Raw genomic sequence first — 17,064 nt, 5'->3', positions numbered from 1 at the left:
GGCAGGCGCGCTTGGGGAACATGATGTCACCACAAAATCCGAACCATATGTTTCCGTTTTCCGAGCCACCCGATCGGCAAAGCCTGCCGCGCGTCGCGAACTGGGCGGTGATCGGGATCTTCCTGCTGCTGATGTTCAGCTTTTTCGCGCAGGCCCGCGCCTTCCTGATGCCGGTGACGCTGGCATTTCTTTTGTTCTTCGTGTTTTCGCCGTTTCGCCGCCTGATGGAGCGTTGGGGCATCGCCCCGGTGATCACGGCGACCGTGGTGTCGCTGGGGCTGGTCGTTCTGGTCTCGGTCATCGGCTTCATCGTCTCGGGTCCGGTCAACCGGCTGATCGACAATTCATCGCTGATCGAATACCGGCTGGAACAGCGGTTCGAGGATCTGCGCAGCAATTTCAAAGGGCTGGAACGCGCCGCCGCCAAGATCGACGAGTTGACGGGCGGCGGCGGTGGCTCCTCGGGTCCGTCGAGTGGCCAGTCGACCCCGCAGAACCCGCTGGCGGGCGCGGTCGATCCCACCGCAAACGTCACAGGCACCGTGACCGGCACCGTCACCAGCGTGCCCACCCCCGGCACGCCGCAGCCCGCCGACCAGCATATTCAGGTCGAGGTCAACACGACGCCGCAATCCTCGGCCTTGCTGGGCGCAATGGAGTTCGGCCCGGCCTTCGTGGGTCAGATCATCTTCACGCTGTTCATGCTGTTCTTCCTGCTCTCCTCCGGGGATCTGCTGTATCTGAAGATCGTGCAAAGCTTCCCAAGGATGAGCGAGAAGCGCGCCTCATACCTTGCCCTGCGCGAGATCGAGGAACGGCTGGGCGATTATCTGGGCGCGATCACCCTGATCAATGCGGGCCTTGGCATCGCCATCGGGCTTGCGATGTGGGCATGGGGCCTGCCCAGCCCGATGCTGTTCGGGGTCGCGGCCTTCCTTTTGAACTTCATCCCCTATCTGGGCGCGGTCAGCGGCGTCCTGATCGCCACGCTGGTCGGTGTCTTCGTCTTCGACGACCTGTTCACGCCGCTGATGGTCGGGTTGACCTATCTGGGCCTGACCTCGCTTGAGGGGCAGTTGATCACGCCCTATTTCGTGTCGCGCAAACTGCAACTGAACACCGTGGTGGTGTTTCTGACCGTAGCGCTGTGGGCGTGGCTGTGGTCGGTGATCGGCATGATCGTCGCCGTGCCGATCCTTGTGGTCATGCGCGTGCTGGCAGACCACATCCCGGGACTTGAGAAATTCGGCAATTTCCTTGCCGGAGAGGATCCCCCGGCGCTGTCCGATGAGGATGAGGAAACCTCACCGCCCGACCGGGGCGCGCCCGACCGGAGTGCGATTGTGTCGGGCAAGTGACATTCCCATCTGGACGAAATCCAAAGCGATGGCATGATCACGACAATTGCCATCGTTGATTCGCGTCATGCCAGAACCCGTCGAAAGCTCCAAGACCCCTGCCCCTGTCCCGCCCCGGCTGCGCATCGGCTTTCTGCTGGCGCCGCGCTTTACCCTGTCGGCATTCGCCAATTTCATGGATGTGCTGCGGCTGGCGGCGGATGACGGCGATGGCTCGCGGCAGTTGCGCTGCCGCTGGTCGGTCCTGTCCGCCGACATGGCCCCCGTGCAGTCATCCTGCGGCGTGCGGATCGAACCCGATGAGCGGCTGGGCGATCCGTCGCGCTTCGACTATATCGTCGTGGTCGGCGGGCTGATCGACAACGGCGCGGGTCTGTCCGCCGAACAGAACGCCTTTTTGCATCGTGCCGTGGCGGCCAAGGTCAGCCTTGCCGGGCTTTGCACCGGCATGTTCGCGCTGGCCCGTCTGGGGCTGATGGACGGCTATCGCTGCTGTGTCAGCTGGTTCCATCATCAGGATTTCCTTGCCGAATTTGAAAAGATGCGCCCGGTCTCCGACCAGATCTTCGTGGTGGACCGCGACCGGCTGTCCTGTTCCGGCGGCGTCAGCGCCGCGCATCTGGCGGCCTTTCTGGTGGACCGGCATCTGGGCCGGGCGGCCGCGCGCAAAAGCCTGTCGATCCTGATGATCGATGAGCCGATGGCCGGCGACCGTCCCCAGCCCGGCCTGCCGCTGGAGCTGAACGCCCGCGATCCTCTGGTGCGCCGGGCGCTGCTGTCGATGCAGCAGAACCTGCACGCCCCCCTGCCCATCGCACGCATCGCCCGCGATCTGGGGGTGGGGCGGCGCAAGCTGGAACGGCATTTCAACGCCGATCTGGGCATCCCGCCCGCCGATGCCTCGATTCGCATCCGGCTGGCGCAGGCGCGGATGCTGCTGGCGCGCACCGACCGCACCGTGACCCGCATCGCCGAGGAAACCGGCTTCTGCGACGCCTCGCACCTGATCCGCGTCTTCCGCGAGACCGAGGGCACCACCCCCGACCTGTGGCGGCAAGAGCGCGAATCCGAACTGCACCCCGCCGATTCCTGATCCCCGCGCCCTCGGCTAAACCATTGCGTGTCGTTTCAGGCCCAAGCTGACGTGTTAATTGACTAAACAGTCAGGTTTACCTGCGCAGATCCGTGCGCGATAACTGCCCTTGTTACGAGTGCTCTGGTTGCATGCCGGGTGGACAAGGAGCGATCCGCCCGGCGGCAGAGACGCAGCGATGTGCGATCTGATTTTCCGTTGAAATTGCGCCCTCAGGGCTTGGCCGGGTTCATCGAACCAGAAAGCAAACCCCATCAACGGCAGATTATTTAATGAAATCTGGTGACCCCGGCAGGATTTGAACCTGCAACCTGCCCCTTAGGAGGGGGCTGCTCTATCCAGTTGAGCCACGGGGCCGCCGCCGTTCTTTTGCCCGGTCGCCGCTGGATTGGCAAGCTTGCCGCGAGGGTGAAAGGTTGGTAACGGTAACATGATTTCGCTGCGGAAGCCCGATGATTACGAAAAGATCCAGCCGCCCCCTGACCCTGCGTGATGTCTCCGAGGCGTCTGGGGTCTCCGAAATGACCGTCAGCCGTGTTCTGCGCAATCGTGGCGATGTTTCGGCTGCCACCCGCGAAAAGGTGCTGACCGCTGCCCGCACGCTGGGCTATGTGCCCAACAAGATCGCCGGGGGGCTGGCCAGCCAGCGCGTCAATCTGGTGGCGGTGGTGATCCCGTCGCTGTCGAACATGGTGTTTCCCGATGTGCTGGGCGGGGTGTCGTCCGAGCTGGACGATACCGGGCTGCAGCCCGTGGTGGGCGTCACACATTACAGCCCCTCGCGCGAGGATGCGGTGCTGTATGACATGCTGTCCTGGCGGCCCTCGGGCGTCATTCTGGCGGGGTTGGAACACAGTCAGGCCGCGCGCGCCATGCTGGAAAATGTCGGCCTGCCCGTGGTCGAGATCATGGATGTCGACGGCGAGCCCATTGATACGGCTGTAGGAATTTCGCACCGGCGCGCGGGATCGGAAATGGCCGAGGGCATTCTGGCCGCGGGCTATCGCCGGATCGGCTTTATCGGCACGCATATGCCCGAGGATCACCGCGCCCGCAAACGCCTCGCGGGCTTCGAGGATCGGCTGACCGAGGCCGGCGTGACCCTGGCCGCGCGCGAATATTACCAAGGCGGCTCATCGCTGGGCAAAGGCCGCGAATTGACCGAGCGGATCCTGACGCGCGAGCCGGATCTGGATTTCCTTTACTTTTCCAATGACATGATCGGCGCGGGCGGGCTGCTTTGGTGTCTGGAAAAGGGCTATGACATTCCCGGCAAGCTGGGGCTTGCGGGGTTCAACGGCGTCGATCTGCTGGACGGTCTGCCGATGCGGCTGGCCACGACCGATGCCCGGCGCGTCGATATCGGACGCCGCGCGGCCCGGATCGTCTCGGGCAAAGAGGCCCGGCCCGAAAGCGGCGTGATCGCCCTGTCGCCGACGATCATCCCCGGCGACACGATCCGCAAGCCCTGATCGCGGCGGGCCCTGCCCGTCCGTCAGGCCAGATCGGGATAGAACAGCCCGGCGGGGGATCCGGTAAAGATCTCGCAGCCATCCGCCGTCACGCCGATCGAATGCTCGAACTGCGCCGAGAGCGACTTGTCGCGCGTCACCGCAGTCCAGTCATCGGCCAGCACCTTGGTTTCCGGACGGCCAAGATTCACCATCGGCTCGATGGTGAAGAACATGCCTTCCTCAAGCACCGGGCCTTTGCCGGGGCGACCGAAATGCAGCACGTTCGGCGGCGCGTGAAACACCCGTCCCAGACCATGACCGCAGAAATCGCGCACGACCGACATGCGGTTCGCCTCGACATAGGACTGGATCGCCCAGCCGATATCGCCGAAGGTCGCGCCGGGGCGCACGGCCTCGATCCCCTTCATCAGCGCGTCATGCGTGACCTGGATCAGGCGCTTGGATTTCACGCTGGGCTTGCCTGCCACATACATGCGCGAGCTGTCGCCGAACCAGCCGTCAAGGATCACGGTCACGTCGATGTTCAGAATGTCGCCATCCGCCAGCACCTTGTCGCCGGGAATGCCGTGGCAGACGACATGGTTCACGCTGATGCAGCTTGCGTGCTGATAGCCGCGATAGCCGATGGTGGCGCTGGTCGTGCCCAGTTCGGTGACGCGGGCGCGGATGAAATCGTCCAGCGCGCCGGTGGTGACGCCGGGCTGCACGCGCGGGCCCACCTCATCCAGAATCTGCGCCGCCACCCTGCCAGCCGCATGCATTCCCGCGAAATCGACGGGGTCGTGAATGCGGATGCCTTCGCGGGTCTGGCGTGCTTCGTTCATCTGGTCCTCATGTCTGGTTGACCCACAGATAGTCCTCTCGGGCCACTTGTTCCAGCCCCGTGCGCGGGCCTATACCTGCGGAGACAGCCAAGACCGCCGCAAGGAGCGTCACGATGCAATCCGACAATCCCACAGCCGCCATTCTGGTCATCGGGGATGAAATCCTGTCCGGCCGCACGCGCGAAGGGAACGCCCACCACCTTGCGGGCGTCCTGTCCGCGACCGGCTTTGACCTGCGCGAGATCCGGGTGGTGGCCGACGATCAGGACCAGATCGTCGCCGCCATCCGCGCCTTCGACAAGTCGCTGGGCGGGGCCTATGATCTGCTGTTCACCTCGGGCGGGATCGGGCCGACGCATGACGACATCACCGCCGATGCCGTGGGCGCCGCGCATGGCGCCATCGTCGAGGTGAACGAAGAGGCCCGCGCCATGCTGCAGGCCCGCTATGACCGCATCGGCGTCGAGATGAACGAAAACCGCCTGCGCATGGCCCGCGTGCCCGTGGGTGCCACGCTGATCGACAATGCCGTCTCTGCCGCGCCGGGCTTTTCCATCGGCAACACGCATGTCATGGCCGGCGTCCCCGAGGTGTTTCGCGCCATGGTCGCATGGCTGATCCCGCAGCTTCCCGGCGGTCGCCCCACGCAATCCGACAGCGTCGAGGTGCGGCGCGGTGAAAGCGAGGTGGCCGAGGATCTGAAGGCGGTGGCGCTGGAATTTCCGGACCTGTCGCTGGGCTCATACCCGTTCCAGAACGAACATGGCTGGGGCACGAACCTTGTGGTGCGCGGCCTTGACGGCGCCCGCGTGGCCGAGGCGATGGCCACGCTGCGCGAACGGCTGGACCTGTGACCCCCGATCCCGCCATCGCCCTTGCGTTCGAGACGACATGGCCCGCCGCCGAGAGGCGCGACCATGGCGCGCTGCGGACCGGGCGTGGGCTGGGCGCAGGTGGCCGGGTCAGTTCGACCCGCGCAATGTCCTCGGGCTGGAGCGATGCCGATATCGACGCGGCCGAAGCCACGCATCGCGGCTGGGACCAGCCGCCGATGTTTCGCGTGACTGATGACGATACCGCCTTGCAACAGGCGCTGGCGGCGCGCGGCTATCTGTCCCAGACCCCGACGGCGATCATGGCCTGTCCGCTGAGCGGGCTTTTGGGCGACATGCCGGGCATGGTGGCCTTTGACATCTGGCCACCGCTGGCGATCCAGCGCGAAATCTGGTCGGCGGGCAATATCAACCCGGCCCGGCAAGCGGTCATGGACCATGTGCAGGGACCAAAGACCGCGCTTCTGGGGCGGCTGGACGACCGCGCCGCTGCTGCCGGATTTGTCGCCATTCAGGGCCCCGTCGCCATGATCCACGCGCTGGAGGTGCTGAGCGCATTCCGCAGGCGCGGGCTGGCAGGCTGGATGATGCGCGCCGCCGCGCAATGGGCGCAGCAGGCCGGGGCCAGCACGCTGGCGCTGGCCGTCAGCCGCAGCAATACGCCCGCCATGGCGCTGTATCGCAGCCTGGGCTTTGCCGAGGTCGGCGGCTATGGCTATTGGGCGCTGAGGTCGGACTAGGCCGAGGCCAGCCGGCGCAGTTCCTTTTTCACCAGATCCAGCTCGCTGCGGATCAGATCCATTTCGGCGCGCATGTCTTCGTCCAGCGGCTCGCCCGCGACGATGCTGAGGCTGGCCAGATGCAGCGCGCCCGGCTGGGGTTGTGCGTTGTCCTGCCCGCCATCTTCCAGCAGGATGAAGGTCTGCACCCCGTCCGACAGCTTGTCCGAGGGGATGGCCGCAGCGATGCGATAGCTGCCATCGTCCTGCGCCGTGGCCCGCGCATCCGCCACGCGGCTGCCCATATGCACCAGCAGCACGCGGCCCGGCGGCGTGTCGCGGCGCAGGATGCCCTGCCAGATGCCGCTTTTCAGCCCAAGGGATTCGAAATCGCTCATCGGTCCTCTCAGAGTTCGGCGCGCAGGTGGCGCGACAAGAACAGCTCGCGCAGTTCCACCGCGCTCATGGTGGGGGCTTCAAAGATCAGGTCCAGCCAGATCTTTTCCAGCCGCTTTTCGTTCATCTCGGTATAGGCAAGGTCGAATTCCACGACCTGCTGGCTTTGCAGACCCGCCTCCATGCCGCGCAACTGCTGCAGCAGTTCTTCGGTATTGGGGCCATGGCCGACATTCAGCCGAGCATAGACGTTGATCGGGCGTTCGACCACCAGCCCGGCCTCAAGGCGCAGGATATGGTTGCGGGTCAGCCCCTCCAGCGCATCGGTCGGCAGGTCGATGGAAATCGACAGGAAGTTGCCGGAAAAGCCAAAGACCTCCAGCCGCATCCCATAGGGCGACAGATCGGTCGCGCGGGGATTGTGGACCTGTTCAAGGATCAGCGCGCGTTCGGCGCAATCGTGCCAGACAGCGGCGCGGTCGCCCAGACGCGTGCCCGCCTCGGGCGCGGCAATCCCGCGCGGAGAGATCTTGCCCGCCATGAAGCCTGGCCGCCAGCGCCAGTCGGTGCCGCCGGGCAGATGCAGCCCGTCCAGCGCCATCCGCGACACCGCAGCCTTGCGGTCGCCCCGCATCAGAAAGCGGTTCAGGCTGGCGCGCAGGTTCAGCGCCTCATCGGTCAGGTCGCGGATGCGCTTCTGGCCCATGAATTCGACACTTTCGGCCATCTGCGCCCATTGGGCCTGCGCGCGCTCGCGCGCCTTCCGTTCCAGCCACTTGCGCGGACGCACCGCCATGTCTGTGCCTCATTCTTGGGGTCCGAAGGCGCGTGGCCTGCGAAGCTGCTGTTCGTCGTCTTGGCTTCCTGTGGTTAAGTCCTTGGATATGCGCCACTCGCGCCATGGGCAAGAGTTGACAGACGAAAACACGCACGCATCGGTTGATTGCCGCCGCGATGGGCTAGCCCTGCCCCGCAACGCGATTCAGACGCGCCGCCATGATCAGATCGTTCATCGTCACGCCGCCCGCCGAATGCGTTGAAAAGGTGACGCTGGCATGGCCCCAGCCAAAGGCGATATCGGGGTGATGATTGCCCGCCTCGGCCTGCCACGCCGCCAGATTGGCCAGTTGCGCGGCCTGTTTGAAGCTTTTGAAACGCCACGCGCGGTGGATCGACTTGCCATCCCCGGCCAGTTCCCAGCCGGAAAGCTGCGCCATGAGCGCGCGGATGTCGGCATCCGGCAAGGCGGGGGCGCCATCGGTGATCTGTCGATCGGCCAGTTCGGTCATCTGCGTCTCCTCACAGGATGGGCGCGGCCAGCGCCAGCAGGTTGTTGCGCAGCCGCCGCCACAGCGACCATGCGCGGATCTCGCCGATGGTGATCGACTCGGCGCGGGCGATATAGGTCTGCTGGCGGGCATCCAGCGCCTCGGTCAGATCGCCGCCCAGAAACAGCATGTTCATCTCATAGTTCAGCTCGAAGCTGCGGCGGTCCATGTTCGCGCTGCCGACCATGGTCATGCGCCCATCGACGGTGATGATCTTGGCATGCAAAAGCCCGTCCTGAAACAGCATCAGCTTCACCCCGGCGGATACAAGGCCATAGTAAAACCCCTCGGACGTGGCCTGCACGGTCAGCGAATCGTTGCGGGCGGGCAGCACCATGGTGACATCGACCCCGCGCCGCGCCGCCGTGCGGATGGCACTGTCCAGCGAGGCATCGGGGACATAATAGGGCGTGGTGATGACCAGCTTGTCCCGCGCGGCATGGATCATCGTCGCCATGCAGTCCGACAGCGACCCCTGCCGGTCGTCAGGCCCGGTCGCCACCACCTGCGCGATCTCTCCGGGCGCGCTGACAGGGCCGGTCATGCGCAGCATGTCGCCCAGATCTTCGCCGGTATAGCTCATCCAGTCCTGCAGGAACACGGCCTGCATCTGGCGCACGACCGGGCCTTCGATGCGCAGCAGGATGTCGACCCATGGCGCAAAGCGCGGCTTCACCGCAAAGGCCATGTCCGAGCAGTTGCGGCTGCCGGTAAAGCCCGTCACGTGGTCGATCACCACGATCTTGCGGTGATTGCGCAGATCCTTGCGGTGGACCAGACTGCCGATGATGGGCCAGCCCAGCGGCAGCGCCTCGACGCATTCCACGCCCGCATCCTTCATGCGCTGCCAGCTTTCGGACCGGGCAAACGCGCGCGAGCCGAAGGCGTCGATCACCGCGCGCACCTTGACGCCCCGCCCCGCCGCGCGGATCACCGCATCGGCAACGGCACGGCCCGACACATCGTCCAGCCAGATATAGAACAGCAGATGCACATGGTCGCGGGCGTCGTCCAAGGCCGCGACCAGATCGGCCATGGCGCTGTCATCTTCGGCCAGCAGGGTCGCGCGGTTGCCGGCCACGGCGACAAATCCCGTGGTGGCGCGGTTGGCCGCGATGATCGGCGCGGCAAAATCGGGCGCATTGCGCAGTGCCTCGGGGCTGGGCTTCCACAATCCCGACAGGCGCGAGCGGACATTGGTCATGGTTTCGCGATCCGCGCCGCGCAGGCGGATCTCTCCGAACAGGATATAGGCAAGGATGCCGACCAGCGGCACCAGCTCGATCACCAGAATCCATGACAGCCGCACCGTCGGCTCCAGCCGGGGACGCAGCAGCACCCGCACCGACACTGCCAGCGCGACTGCGTAGTGAAGAAACACAAGACCCTGAGTCCACATGCCGCAATCAAAGCGTGACGCGGCCGGAATTGCAATTCCGCGTCCGTGGGCCTAAGTCAGCGGACAAACGCAGCGCAAGGGACCCTTCGATGAACTGGATCACCAATTATGTGCGTCCGCGCATCAATTCGCTTTTCTCGCGCCGCGAGGTGCCCGAGAACCTTTGGACGAAATGCCCGGAATGCGGGAACATGCTGTTCCACCGCGAACTGGCCGACAATCTGAACGTCTGCACGCATTGCGACCATCACCTTGCCATCACCCCGCGCGAACGCTTTGCCGCGCTGTTCGACGGCGGCGTCTTCAATGAGGTGAAGGTCCCCGAACCCGTCGCCGACCCGCTGCAATTCCGCGACCAGAAGAAATATCCCGACCGGATGAAGGCCGCGCAGAAATCCACCGGCGAAAAAGAGGCGATGCTGGTCGCCGAAGGCGAAATGGGCCGCACGCCCGTCGTCATGGCGGCGCAGGATTTCAGCTTCATGGCCGGATCCATGGGCATGTATGTCGGCAATGCCATCATCGCCGCCGCCGAACGCGCGGTGAAACTGAAGCGCCCGCTGGTGCTGTTTTCGGCGGCAGGCGGCGCGCGGATGCAGGAAGGCATCCTGTCGCTGATGCAGATGCCCCGCACCACCGTCGCGGTCGAGATGCTGAAAGAGGCCCGCCTGCCCTATATCGTCGTGCTGACGCATCCGACCACGGGCGGCGTCACGGCATCCTATGCCATGCTGGGCGATATCCAGATCGCCGAGCCGAACGCGCTGATCTGCTTTGCCGGCCCGCGCGTCATCGAACAGACCATCCGCGAAAAGCTGCCCGAGGGCTTCCAGCGCGCCGAATACCTGCTGGAGCACGGCATGCTGGACCGCGTGACGCATCGCAAGAAAATGCGCGAGGAGCTGGTCTCGATCCTGCGCATGGTCGGCGGCCTGCCGGCGCCGGTCGCAGGCCATCTGCCCGCGCCGGGTCATCTGGCCAATGCCCTGCCCGAACCGGAAGCCGCCGAAGCGAACGCCGAAGCGAAACCCGCCTGATGGGGCATTCCGACGCGATCCTTGCCCGGCTGATGGCGCTGCATCCCAAGGTCATCGACCTGTCGCTGGACCGGATGCACCGCATCCTTGCCGCGCTGGGACATCCGGAACGCCACATTCCGCCGGTCATCCATATCGCCGGGACCAATGGCAAGGGCTCGACGCAGGCCATGATCCGCGCCGGGCTTGAGGCGCAGGGCAAGCGCGTGCACGCCTATACCTCGCCGCATCTGGCGCGGTTTCACGAACGCATCCGGCTGGCAGGCACGCTGATCTCCGAACCCTCGCTGGCCCAGATCCTTGAGGAATGCGAGGCCGCGAATGCCGGTCAGCCCATCACCTTCTTCGAGATCACCACGGCTGCGGCCTTTCTGGCCTTTTCGCGCAGCCCCGCCGATTACACCCTGCTTGAGGTCGGGCTGGGCGGGCGGCTGGACGCGACGAACGTCGTCGACGCGCCGCGCCTGACCGTCATCACGCCCGTCAGCATCGACCACACGCAATATCTGGGCGAAACCCTGCCCGAGATCGCGGGCGAAAAGGCGGGCATCCTGAAACCCGGCGTGCCCTGCATCGTCGCCCCGCAGCAGCCCGAAGCCCGCGCCGTGATCGAAGCCAAGGCCGAGCCGCTGGCCGCGCCTTTGCGCATCGCCCGGCAGGATTGGGACAGCTATACCGAACATGGGCGGCTGGTCTATTTCGATCAGCAGGGCCTCTTGGACCTGCCCTTGCCGAACCTGCCCGGCCCGCATCAGATCGTGAATGCCGGGGTGGCCATCGCCGCCTTGCGCGAACTGGGCGACGGCGACGCTGAGGCCGCGGTGACCCGTGCCGAATGGCCTGCGCGGATGCAGCGCCTGACGCATGGCCCCCTGGTTCAGGCCGCAGGCGATTGCGAGCTTTGGCTGGATGGCGGCCACAATCCCGCCGGTGGCGAAGCCGTGGCCGCGACCTTGGCCGCGATGCCGGGCCGTCCGACGCATCTGGTCTGCGGCATGCTGAACACCAAGGATGTCGAAGGATATATGCGCCCGCTGAAGCCGCAGGTCCGCAGCCTGATCGCCGTGCCGATCCCGGAAGCCGAGGCCACGCTGTCGGCCGAGGAAACCGAACATGCCGCGATGAATGTCGGGATCGCCGCCACGACCGCCCCCGACGCGCTGGACGCCATCCAGCGCATTGCCCGCGATGAGCCGGGCGCGCGGATCCTGATCTGCGGCTCGCTTTATCTGGCGGGCGTGATCCTGCGCGACAACGGCTAGGACCTAGCTCTTGCCCCAGTCGGCATCGCGCATCTCGCGCAGGCGCGAGGCGGTGCGCTCGAACTCGAACGCGCCCTCGCCCTCGGCGTAAAGCCGTTCCGGATCGTCGGCACCGCTGGCGATCAGCCGGACCTTGGCCTCATAGAGGGCGTCGATCAGCGTGACGAAACGCTTGGCCTCATTGAAGTTCGATTGGCTGAGGCGCGGAATATTGTCCAGAAACAGCACATCCACCGCCTCGGCCACGGCAAGGTAATCGGCGGGGCCCAGGGGCTTGCCGCACAGATCCCAGAAGCTGGCGCGGGCAACGCGCCCGACATGCTGCGGCAGTTCGACCTTGCGGCCCTTGACCTCAAGCACCAAGGGCGTGGCGGGGGCCGGGCCGGTTTCCTCGCGCCACAGCTTGCCCATCTGGCCCTGCGCGATGCTGTCGACGGGGGAAAACCAGACCTGCCCGCCCTCGGTCCGGTCCTGCCGGTGATCGGTGGCGCTGGCCAGTTCGACCACATCCATGCGGTCGCGGATCAACTGGATGAAGGGCAGGAAAAGCTGGCGGTTCAACCCGTTCTTGTACAGATCCTCGGGCACGCGGTTCGAGGTGGTGACGATGGTCACCCCCTCCTCCAGCAGCACCTGAAACAGTCGGCCCACGATCATCGCATCGGCGATATCGGTGATCTGCATCTCGTCAAAGCACAACAGCCGCGTCTGACGGGCCACGCCTTGGGCGACGGGACGCACCGCATCGGCGTCGCCGCGCTGGCGCGCCGCGTTCAGCCCGGCCTGAATTTCCTGCATGAATTCGTGGAAATGCACGCGCCGTTTTTGCGGCGTGGCGGCGGCATCCATGATCAGGTCCATCAGCATCGACTTGCCGCGCCCAACACCGCCCCACAGGTAAAGCCCCTTGGGCGCTGGTGCCGCAGGGGCCGCGCCGCCACCGCCGATCAGCCGCGACAGCCAGCCCGATTTCGCGGGCTGGGCCGGGGCTGCGGGCGCGGCCATGGCCAGATCGCGCACCACGCGGTCCATAGCGGGCAGCACGCCCCTTTGCGCGGGATCAGCTTCAAGCTGGCCCGACGTGACGCGGGCCTGATACAGTTCGGATACGGTCGCCATCGCCTTCCCTTGCCAAATCCCGGGCCTGCCCGCAAGCGGGTCAGCCAATGGCCTGATTGCGCGTCTCGGTGCGGATCAGCAGTGTCGCCAGCGCCGCCAGCAGCAGCAGCGCCGCGAAAACGCCGATCACCACGCCAAAGCCCCGCGCGATGACCAGCCCCAGCAGCGACGGCGCAAGCAACCCGCCCAGCCGCGCCACGGCGCTGGCCGTGCCCATGCCGGTGCCGCGCAGCGCGGTCGGATACAGTTCCGGCGTAAAGGCGTAAAGCGCCCCCCATGTGCCCAGCAGTGCAAAGCTCATCAGCATCAGCGCGGCGGCGATCAGCCACGGGCTGGCGGCCAGCGTGAACAGCAGACAGCCCGCCGCGCTGAGGATCAGGAAGATCTGCAGGGTCAGCTTGCGGCCCCATGCCTCGACCCCGTGGGCGGCCAGCGCATAGCCGGGGATCTGCGCAAGGGCCAGCAGCACCAGAAAGCCATAGCCGCGCACGAAGCCGAACCCGCCCTTGACCAGTTCCGAGGGCAGCCAGACAAACACCCCGTAATAGGACAGCGACACCAGAAACCACGCAGCCAACATGGCAATGGTGCGGTTCTTCAGGTCCGGGCCAAAGATGCCCTGCCCCGGATCCGCCACGACAGGCAGCGTCAACTGCGTATCGGGCGGCAGCCCGCGCATCCCGTTGGCCAGCAGCACGCGGTCGATGACCCGGCGCGCACCCGGCTCATCGCCCTTGCGCAGCAGATACATCGGCGATTCCGGCACCCACAGGCGCATGACGATGCCGATCAGCGCCGGCAGCGCCGCGACGGCAAAGATCCAGCGCCACGGCTCGGCCGCGCCCGCCAGATGCGCGACCCATGCGGTCAGCGCGATGACGATGGTGCCAACCGCCCAGAAGCCCTCCAGCCAGACCAGCCAGCGGCCCCGATTCCGCGGCGGCAGGAATTCCGCCATCATCGCGTAATCGACAGGCAGCGTGCCGCCGACCGCCATGCCGGTCAGAAAGCGCAAAAGCAGCAGCATCTCGAAATTCGGCGCAAAGACCGAGGCGATGCCGAAGATCGCGTCGCAGGTCACCGTCAGCAGCAGCACATTGCGCCGCCCGATGCGGTCGGCGATGCGCCCGAATACCGCCGCGCCGACGAACATGCCCAGAAAGAACAGCGTGCCGGTCTGCAGCGCCTGCGGCACGGTCAGTCCGAAACTTGCCGCGATCGAGGCGGCGGTAAAGCCGATGGCGATGACCTGCATGGCATCGGCCGCCCAGACCAGCCCGAATATCCCCAGAAGGCGCCTTTGAAAGCGCCCAGCTCCGCCTTGGGTCAGCGCCTCGTCGATGGTGATCTGCATGGGAATGCCCCTGAACCGCCCGATTGTCGGCGTCATTTGCCCATAAGGTCAGGCGGATATCCAGTCAGATCGGACGCGACGGCTTGCTCTGCCCCCGCCAGATGTGAAAATCTGCGGCGATGAGCCCGCAGATCCAGCAGCACCCCCAGATCAGCCCCCGCCCGATGCGGGTGTGGCTGGCCATGCTGCTGGTGCTGTTGATCGTGGCCCTGCCGGGACCGCAGGCCGGCGCCCAGCCCTTGGGCACATGGCTGGATGCGCCCGCGAAAGCCCTGACCAGCCTGACGGGGCGCGAGTTGATCGCCCGCAAGGACGCGGTCGCGGCCCGCCCAGTGGCTGCGACAGATGACACGCCGGGGTTGACGCCGCCCGCACGGGGGCCGGGGATCGCGCTTGTCGTGGTCGAACCGGCGGCAGGCGATGCCCGCTTTCATCCGCTGGCCCCCCGCGCCCGCGCGCCGCCCCCTGATCTGACCGCCTGAAACCTGCCGGGCCGCCCTTGGCCCGGATCCTTTTCGCGTTCAGACAGGACAAACCCATGAACACGCAACAGAAATCCCCCGATTATCGGGACGATACCCCATTCTCGATCAAGCCCGCCAAGATCGAAACCGCCGATCCGCCCCCGGTGACGCTCCAGCCCGAGGGCGAGCTGATCCCGCCGCCGCCTCAGGATGCCTCGGGCTCGTCGGTGGCGCGAAACTGGATCATCATGATCGTGGGGTTCGTGGCCATCGCCGCCGTTGCGGTGATGCTGGCTTGACGCGAAAGGGGCGGCACCAAGGCCGCCCCTTTTGACTTAGTAGCTGATTGCCGCGTGGTCGCGCAGCTCTTGCACCGGCGGCTTGCCGAAACCAAAGAAATCCAGATAGGCCGGGATCTGTTCAAACAGCATATCCGTGCCGACCTGATAGCGGCAGCCGCGTTCGGCGGCAGCGGCAAGGAAGGGGGTCATTTCCGCCTTCATCACCACCTCGCCCACGAAGGTCGCGGGGTCGATGCGCGACACATCCATCGGCAGCGGATCTTCTGGCTTCATCCCCAAAGGCGAGGCGTTCACCACAATGTCGAACCCTGCAGGATCCTTGCTGCCGGTCGTGACCTTCAGATCGGGATAGGCGGCGGTCAGACGTCCCGCCAGCGCCTCGGCCCCGGCCGGGTCGAACAGCGCCAGATGCGCCGCGCCCGCCTTGGCAAGCGAGGCCGCAATGGCCGAGCCCACGCCGCCCGCGCCGACGACCAGAACCGAAGCTCCGGCAATCTGCTGGCCCTTGTTCAGCACGCCCGCAACGAAGCCTTCGCCGTCGAACATGTCGGCCTCGATCAGCCCGTCCGCGCCAAGACGCAGCGCATTGGCCGACCCCGCGATCTGCGCCGTCACCGACACCCGGTCGGCCAGCGCGACCGTCGCCACCTTGTGCGGCATGGTGACCAGCGCGCCGTGGATGTTCGACAGCCGGAAGGTCAGGCGCAGGTAATCGGCGTAATCCTCGGGGCGGACGCCCATCGGCACGACGATTGCGTCGATGCCGCGGAATTCAAACCATGGGTTATAGATCATCGGCGCCTTGAAGGTCGTCGTGGGATAGCCCAGATGCGCGATAAGTTTCGTCGAGCCCTTGATCATGTTCAGCCTCCTCCATGTCGCAGCAGGAATTGCAGTCGGGCGCGTTTACGTCAAATATCAATACTCGCGCCGCAGTAACATGATGTTAACCATATGAGCCAACTGACGATCCGACAGGTCGAGGTGATCCGCGCCGTGATGATGGCGGGGACCATTCAGGGTGCGGCGGAGCTGCTGAACGTCTCGGCCCCCGGCGTGTCGCGGCTGGTGAAATATTCCGAGGAATCGCTGGGCATCCGGCTGTTTGATCGCAAGGGCGGGCTGTTCGTGCCCTCGGCCGAGGCGGCGTCGATCTTTGAAATGATCCATCAGGTCCACCGACAGATGGACAATCTGAACGGCGCGGTGACGGCGCTGCGGCAGGGGCAGGACGTGCGGCTGTCCTTTGCCTCGGCGCCCTCGATCGCGCAATTCATCGCCGCGCGGGCGATCCGGGGCGTGCGGGCGCATTTCCCGGATCTGTTCATCGACCTGAACATCCTGAAGATCGAGGAGACGGTGGATTACCTTCTGCTGGATCGCGGCGAATTCGTGGTGATGAGCTCTCCGGTCGGCAATCCCGCCCTGACCAGTGAGCCTTTGGCCACGGGGCGGCTGGTGGTGATCGTGCCGGACGATCACCCGTTGGCCGCCAAGGCCGCCATTTCCGTGCATGACCTGATCCACGAGGATTTCATCGGCGTGGACCCCGACGACCCCTATGGCGCGATTCTGGCCCGCCCGTTTCTGGAGGCCGGTCTGACGTTGCGCTATGCGATGCGGGGCCGGTTTGCGCAGACCGTGGTCAGCCTGGTGCGCCATGGGCTTGGCGTGGCGCTGATCGACGAGTTTTCGGTGGCCGAGCTTTACATGCCCGGTGTGACGCGTCGGCCTCTGGTTGAAAAGGCGGCGATCACGGCCTGGGTGGTGACGCGCAAGGGGCGGCCCTTGTCCAGTTTTGCCGAGATGACCATCGAACGCTTCCGCCGCGAGATGGCCGCGGCGGTCGCGCGGGAGGCTTGGGATGTGCCGTGACGGCGCCTGTTCCTGACGGCGCCTCGACCTTCCGCGGACCGTCGCGCATAAGCTGAAACGCCCCTTCCGGACCGTGAGGCAACCGTGCTTTGATGGAAGCGCAACCCGCTGAGCCGTGATGCCATTTCCCCACGGAACGCAAACCTCAGCTAAGCACTTCTCCCACACGCCGCAGGATAAGCACCCAAAGCGCCCGCCTTTTGCCGTGCTCGCACCGGGAAGCGTG

At 65.7% G+C, this 17,064-nt stretch carries 18 protein-coding genes and 1 tRNA gene; 10 read left to right on the top strand and 9 right to left on the bottom strand.

Features of this window, described 5'->3' with window-relative positions; genetic code table 11:
- Window positions 1–20 precede the first annotated feature (20 nt).
- Both GL284_RS18620 and GL284_RS18615 read left to right on the top strand, forming a co-directional pair.
- A complete protein-coding gene (locus tag GL284_RS18620) occupies window positions 21–1,358 on the top strand; it encodes an AI-2E family transporter (RefSeq protein ID WP_230383521.1) in 1,338 nt (445 codons plus the stop codon).
- Window positions 1,359–1,425: 67 nt separating this feature from the next.
- A complete protein-coding gene (locus GL284_RS18615; protein WP_155045996.1) occupies window positions 1,426–2,451 on the top strand; it encodes a GlxA family transcriptional regulator in 1,026 nt (341 codons plus the stop codon).
- A 280-nt stretch (window positions 2,452–2,731) separates the two neighbouring features.
- On the opposite strand, the gene GL284_RS18610 is transcribed toward GL284_RS18615, so the two are convergent.
- A tRNA-Arg gene (locus GL284_RS18610) sits at window positions 2,732–2,808 on the bottom strand.
- A gap of 95 nt (window positions 2,809–2,903) precedes the next feature.
- Here GL284_RS18610 and GL284_RS18605 point away from each other — a divergent pair.
- On the top strand, window positions 2,904–3,923 hold the full coding sequence (locus GL284_RS18605; RefSeq protein ID WP_155045995.1) for a LacI family DNA-binding transcriptional regulator: 1,020 nt from the start codon (window positions 2,904–2,906) through the stop codon (window positions 3,921–3,923).
- A 23-nt stretch (window positions 3,924–3,946) separates the two neighbouring features.
- Here GL284_RS18605 and map read toward each other — a convergent pair whose 3' ends face one another.
- Complete coding sequence (gene map / locus GL284_RS18600) at window positions 3,947–4,750, bottom strand: type I methionyl aminopeptidase (RefSeq protein ID WP_155045994.1); 804 nt, start codon at window positions 4,748–4,750, stop codon at window positions 3,947–3,949.
- A 113-nt stretch (window positions 4,751–4,863) separates the two neighbouring features.
- Here map and GL284_RS18595 point away from each other — a divergent pair, with 113 nt between their 5' ends.
- Window positions 4,864–5,604, top strand: coding sequence for a competence/damage-inducible protein A (locus tag GL284_RS18595; protein ID WP_155045993.1), 741 nt, complete (start codon window positions 4,864–4,866; stop codon window positions 5,602–5,604).
- Window positions 5,601–6,323: a GNAT family N-acetyltransferase gene (locus GL284_RS21920; RefSeq protein ID WP_341870503.1), complete on the top strand. Its 723-nt coding sequence runs from the start codon at window positions 5,601–5,603 to the stop codon at window positions 6,321–6,323. Before GL284_RS18595 ends, GL284_RS21920 begins: the two co-directional genes overlap by 4 nt.
- On the opposite strand, the gene GL284_RS18585 is transcribed toward GL284_RS21920, so the two are convergent.
- The 4 genes from GL284_RS18585 to cls all read right to left on the bottom strand — a co-directional run bounded on the left by GL284_RS18585 (window position 6,320) and on the right by cls (window position 9,425).
- Entirely contained in the window at window positions 6,320–6,700 is a 381-nt protein-coding gene (locus tag GL284_RS18585; RefSeq protein ID WP_155045992.1) for a hypothetical protein, read from the bottom strand. The two genes, GL284_RS21920 and GL284_RS18585, sit on opposite strands and share 4 nt — an antisense overlap.
- Window positions 6,701–6,708: 8 nt before the next feature.
- Window positions 6,709–7,494, bottom strand: a complete 786-nt coding sequence (locus GL284_RS18580; protein WP_155045991.1) for a DUF6478 family protein — start codon at window positions 7,492–7,494, stop codon at window positions 6,709–6,711.
- Between the two features lie 163 nt (window positions 7,495–7,657).
- Window positions 7,658–7,987 (bottom strand): 4a-hydroxytetrahydrobiopterin dehydratase, encoded by a 330-nt coding sequence (locus tag GL284_RS18575; RefSeq protein WP_155045990.1) that lies wholly within the window; start codon window positions 7,985–7,987, stop codon window positions 7,658–7,660.
- 10 nt (window positions 7,988–7,997) lie between these two features.
- A complete protein-coding gene (gene cls, locus GL284_RS18570) occupies window positions 7,998–9,425 on the bottom strand; it encodes a cardiolipin synthase (RefSeq protein ID WP_155045989.1) in 1,428 nt (475 codons plus the stop codon).
- An 89-nt stretch (window positions 9,426–9,514) separates the two neighbouring features.
- On the opposite strand from cls, the gene accD reads away from it, so the two are divergent.
- Both accD and GL284_RS18560 read left to right on the top strand, forming a co-directional pair.
- Complete coding sequence (accD, locus tag GL284_RS18565) at window positions 9,515–10,462, top strand: acetyl-CoA carboxylase, carboxyltransferase subunit beta (RefSeq protein WP_155045988.1); 948 nt, start codon at window positions 9,515–9,517, stop codon at window positions 10,460–10,462.
- Window positions 10,462–11,724: a bifunctional folylpolyglutamate synthase/dihydrofolate synthase gene (locus GL284_RS18560; protein WP_155045987.1), complete on the top strand. Its 1,263-nt coding sequence runs from the start codon at window positions 10,462–10,464 to the stop codon at window positions 11,722–11,724. The genes accD and GL284_RS18560 overlap by 1 nt, the downstream gene beginning before the upstream one ends.
- 3 nt (window positions 11,725–11,727) lie before the next feature.
- On the opposite strand, the gene zapE is transcribed toward GL284_RS18560, so the two are convergent.
- Both zapE and GL284_RS18550 read right to left on the bottom strand, forming a co-directional pair.
- The gene (zapE, locus tag GL284_RS18555) at window positions 11,728–12,843 is read right to left on the bottom strand and encodes a cell division protein ZapE (RefSeq protein ID WP_155045986.1); all 1,116 of its coding nucleotides are present in this window, start codon (window positions 12,841–12,843) and stop codon (window positions 11,728–11,730) included.
- Window positions 12,844–12,883: 40 nt separating this feature from the next.
- Complete coding sequence (locus tag GL284_RS18550; RefSeq protein WP_155045985.1) at window positions 12,884–14,197, bottom strand: MFS transporter; 1,314 nt, start codon at window positions 14,195–14,197, stop codon at window positions 12,884–12,886.
- A 119-nt stretch (window positions 14,198–14,316) separates the two neighbouring features.
- Here GL284_RS18550 and GL284_RS18545 point away from each other — a divergent pair, with 119 nt between their 5' ends.
- Together GL284_RS18545 and GL284_RS18540 are read left to right on the top strand one after the other, a co-directional pair.
- Complete coding sequence (locus GL284_RS18545; protein WP_155045984.1) at window positions 14,317–14,679, top strand: hypothetical protein; 363 nt, start codon at window positions 14,317–14,319, stop codon at window positions 14,677–14,679.
- Window positions 14,680–14,735: 56 nt separating this feature from the next.
- On the top strand, window positions 14,736–14,960 hold the full coding sequence (locus GL284_RS18540) for a hypothetical protein (RefSeq protein ID WP_155045983.1): 225 nt from the start codon (window positions 14,736–14,738) through the stop codon (window positions 14,958–14,960).
- Between the two features lie 36 nt (window positions 14,961–14,996).
- On the opposite strand, the gene GL284_RS18535 is transcribed toward GL284_RS18540, so the two are convergent.
- Complete coding sequence (locus GL284_RS18535) at window positions 14,997–15,824, bottom strand: shikimate dehydrogenase family protein (protein WP_155045982.1); 828 nt, start codon at window positions 15,822–15,824, stop codon at window positions 14,997–14,999.
- 93 nt (window positions 15,825–15,917) lie between these two features.
- On the opposite strand from GL284_RS18535, the gene GL284_RS18530 reads away from it, so the two are divergent.
- Window positions 15,918–16,838, top strand: a complete 921-nt coding sequence (locus GL284_RS18530) for a LysR family transcriptional regulator (RefSeq protein ID WP_155045981.1) — start codon at window positions 15,918–15,920, stop codon at window positions 16,836–16,838.
- The last annotated feature ends 226 nt before the right edge of the window (window positions 16,839–17,064 follow it).

This window comes from Paracoccus shanxieyensis (assembly GCF_009711265.1).
Taxonomy (GTDB): Bacteria; Pseudomonadota; Alphaproteobacteria; order Rhodobacterales; family Rhodobacteraceae; genus Paracoccus; species Paracoccus shanxieyensis.
The sequence above is the reverse complement of the archived record's forward strand: the minus strand, read 5'-3'. Positions and strand labels throughout refer to the sequence as shown.

What these genes read in the sequence shown, in the direction of transcription:
- GL284_RS18605 (WP_155045995.1), top strand. Translation starts at nt 2,904, where the DNA reads ATGATTACGAAAAGATCCAGCCGCCCCCTGACCCTGCGTGATGTCTCC.
- GL284_RS18620 (WP_230383521.1), top strand. Translation starts at nt 21, where the DNA reads ATGATGTCACCACAAAATCCGAACCATATGTTTCCGTTTTCCGAGCCA.
- GL284_RS18550 (WP_155045985.1), bottom strand. Translation starts at nt 14,197, where the DNA reads ATGCAGATCACCATCGACGAGGCGCTGACCCAAGGCGGAGCTGGGCGC.
- zapE (WP_155045986.1), bottom strand. Translation starts at nt 12,843, where the DNA reads ATGGCGACCGTATCCGAACTGTATCAGGCCCGCGTCACGTCGGGCCAG.
- GL284_RS18530 (WP_155045981.1), top strand. Translation starts at nt 15,918, where the DNA reads ATGAGCCAACTGACGATCCGACAGGTCGAGGTGATCCGCGCCGTGATG.
- GL284_RS18540 (WP_155045983.1), top strand. Translation starts at nt 14,736, where the DNA reads ATGAACACGCAACAGAAATCCCCCGATTATCGGGACGATACCCCATTC.
- GL284_RS18575 (WP_155045990.1), bottom strand. Translation starts at nt 7,987, where the DNA reads ATGACCGAACTGGCCGATCGACAGATCACCGATGGCGCCCCCGCCTTG.
- GL284_RS18585 (WP_155045992.1), bottom strand. Translation starts at nt 6,700, where the DNA reads ATGAGCGATTTCGAATCCCTTGGGCTGAAAAGCGGCATCTGGCAGGGC.
- accD (WP_155045988.1), top strand. Translation starts at nt 9,515, where the DNA reads ATGAACTGGATCACCAATTATGTGCGTCCGCGCATCAATTCGCTTTTC.
- GL284_RS18615 (WP_155045996.1), top strand. Translation starts at nt 1,426, where the DNA reads ATGCCAGAACCCGTCGAAAGCTCCAAGACCCCTGCCCCTGTCCCGCCC.
- GL284_RS18560 (WP_155045987.1), top strand. Translation starts at nt 10,462, where the DNA reads ATGGGGCATTCCGACGCGATCCTTGCCCGGCTGATGGCGCTGCATCCC.
- GL284_RS18535 (WP_155045982.1), bottom strand. Translation starts at nt 15,824, where the DNA reads ATGATCAAGGGCTCGACGAAACTTATCGCGCATCTGGGCTATCCCACG.
- GL284_RS18580 (WP_155045991.1), bottom strand. Translation starts at nt 7,494, where the DNA reads ATGGCGGTGCGTCCGCGCAAGTGGCTGGAACGGAAGGCGCGCGAGCGC.
- GL284_RS18595 (WP_155045993.1), top strand. Translation starts at nt 4,864, where the DNA reads ATGCAATCCGACAATCCCACAGCCGCCATTCTGGTCATCGGGGATGAA.
- cls (WP_155045989.1), bottom strand. Translation starts at nt 9,425, where the DNA reads ATGTGGACTCAGGGTCTTGTGTTTCTTCACTACGCAGTCGCGCTGGCA.
- map (WP_155045994.1), bottom strand. Translation starts at nt 4,750, where the DNA reads ATGAACGAAGCACGCCAGACCCGCGAAGGCATCCGCATTCACGACCCC.
- GL284_RS18545 (WP_155045984.1), top strand. Translation starts at nt 14,317, where the DNA reads ATGAGCCCGCAGATCCAGCAGCACCCCCAGATCAGCCCCCGCCCGATG.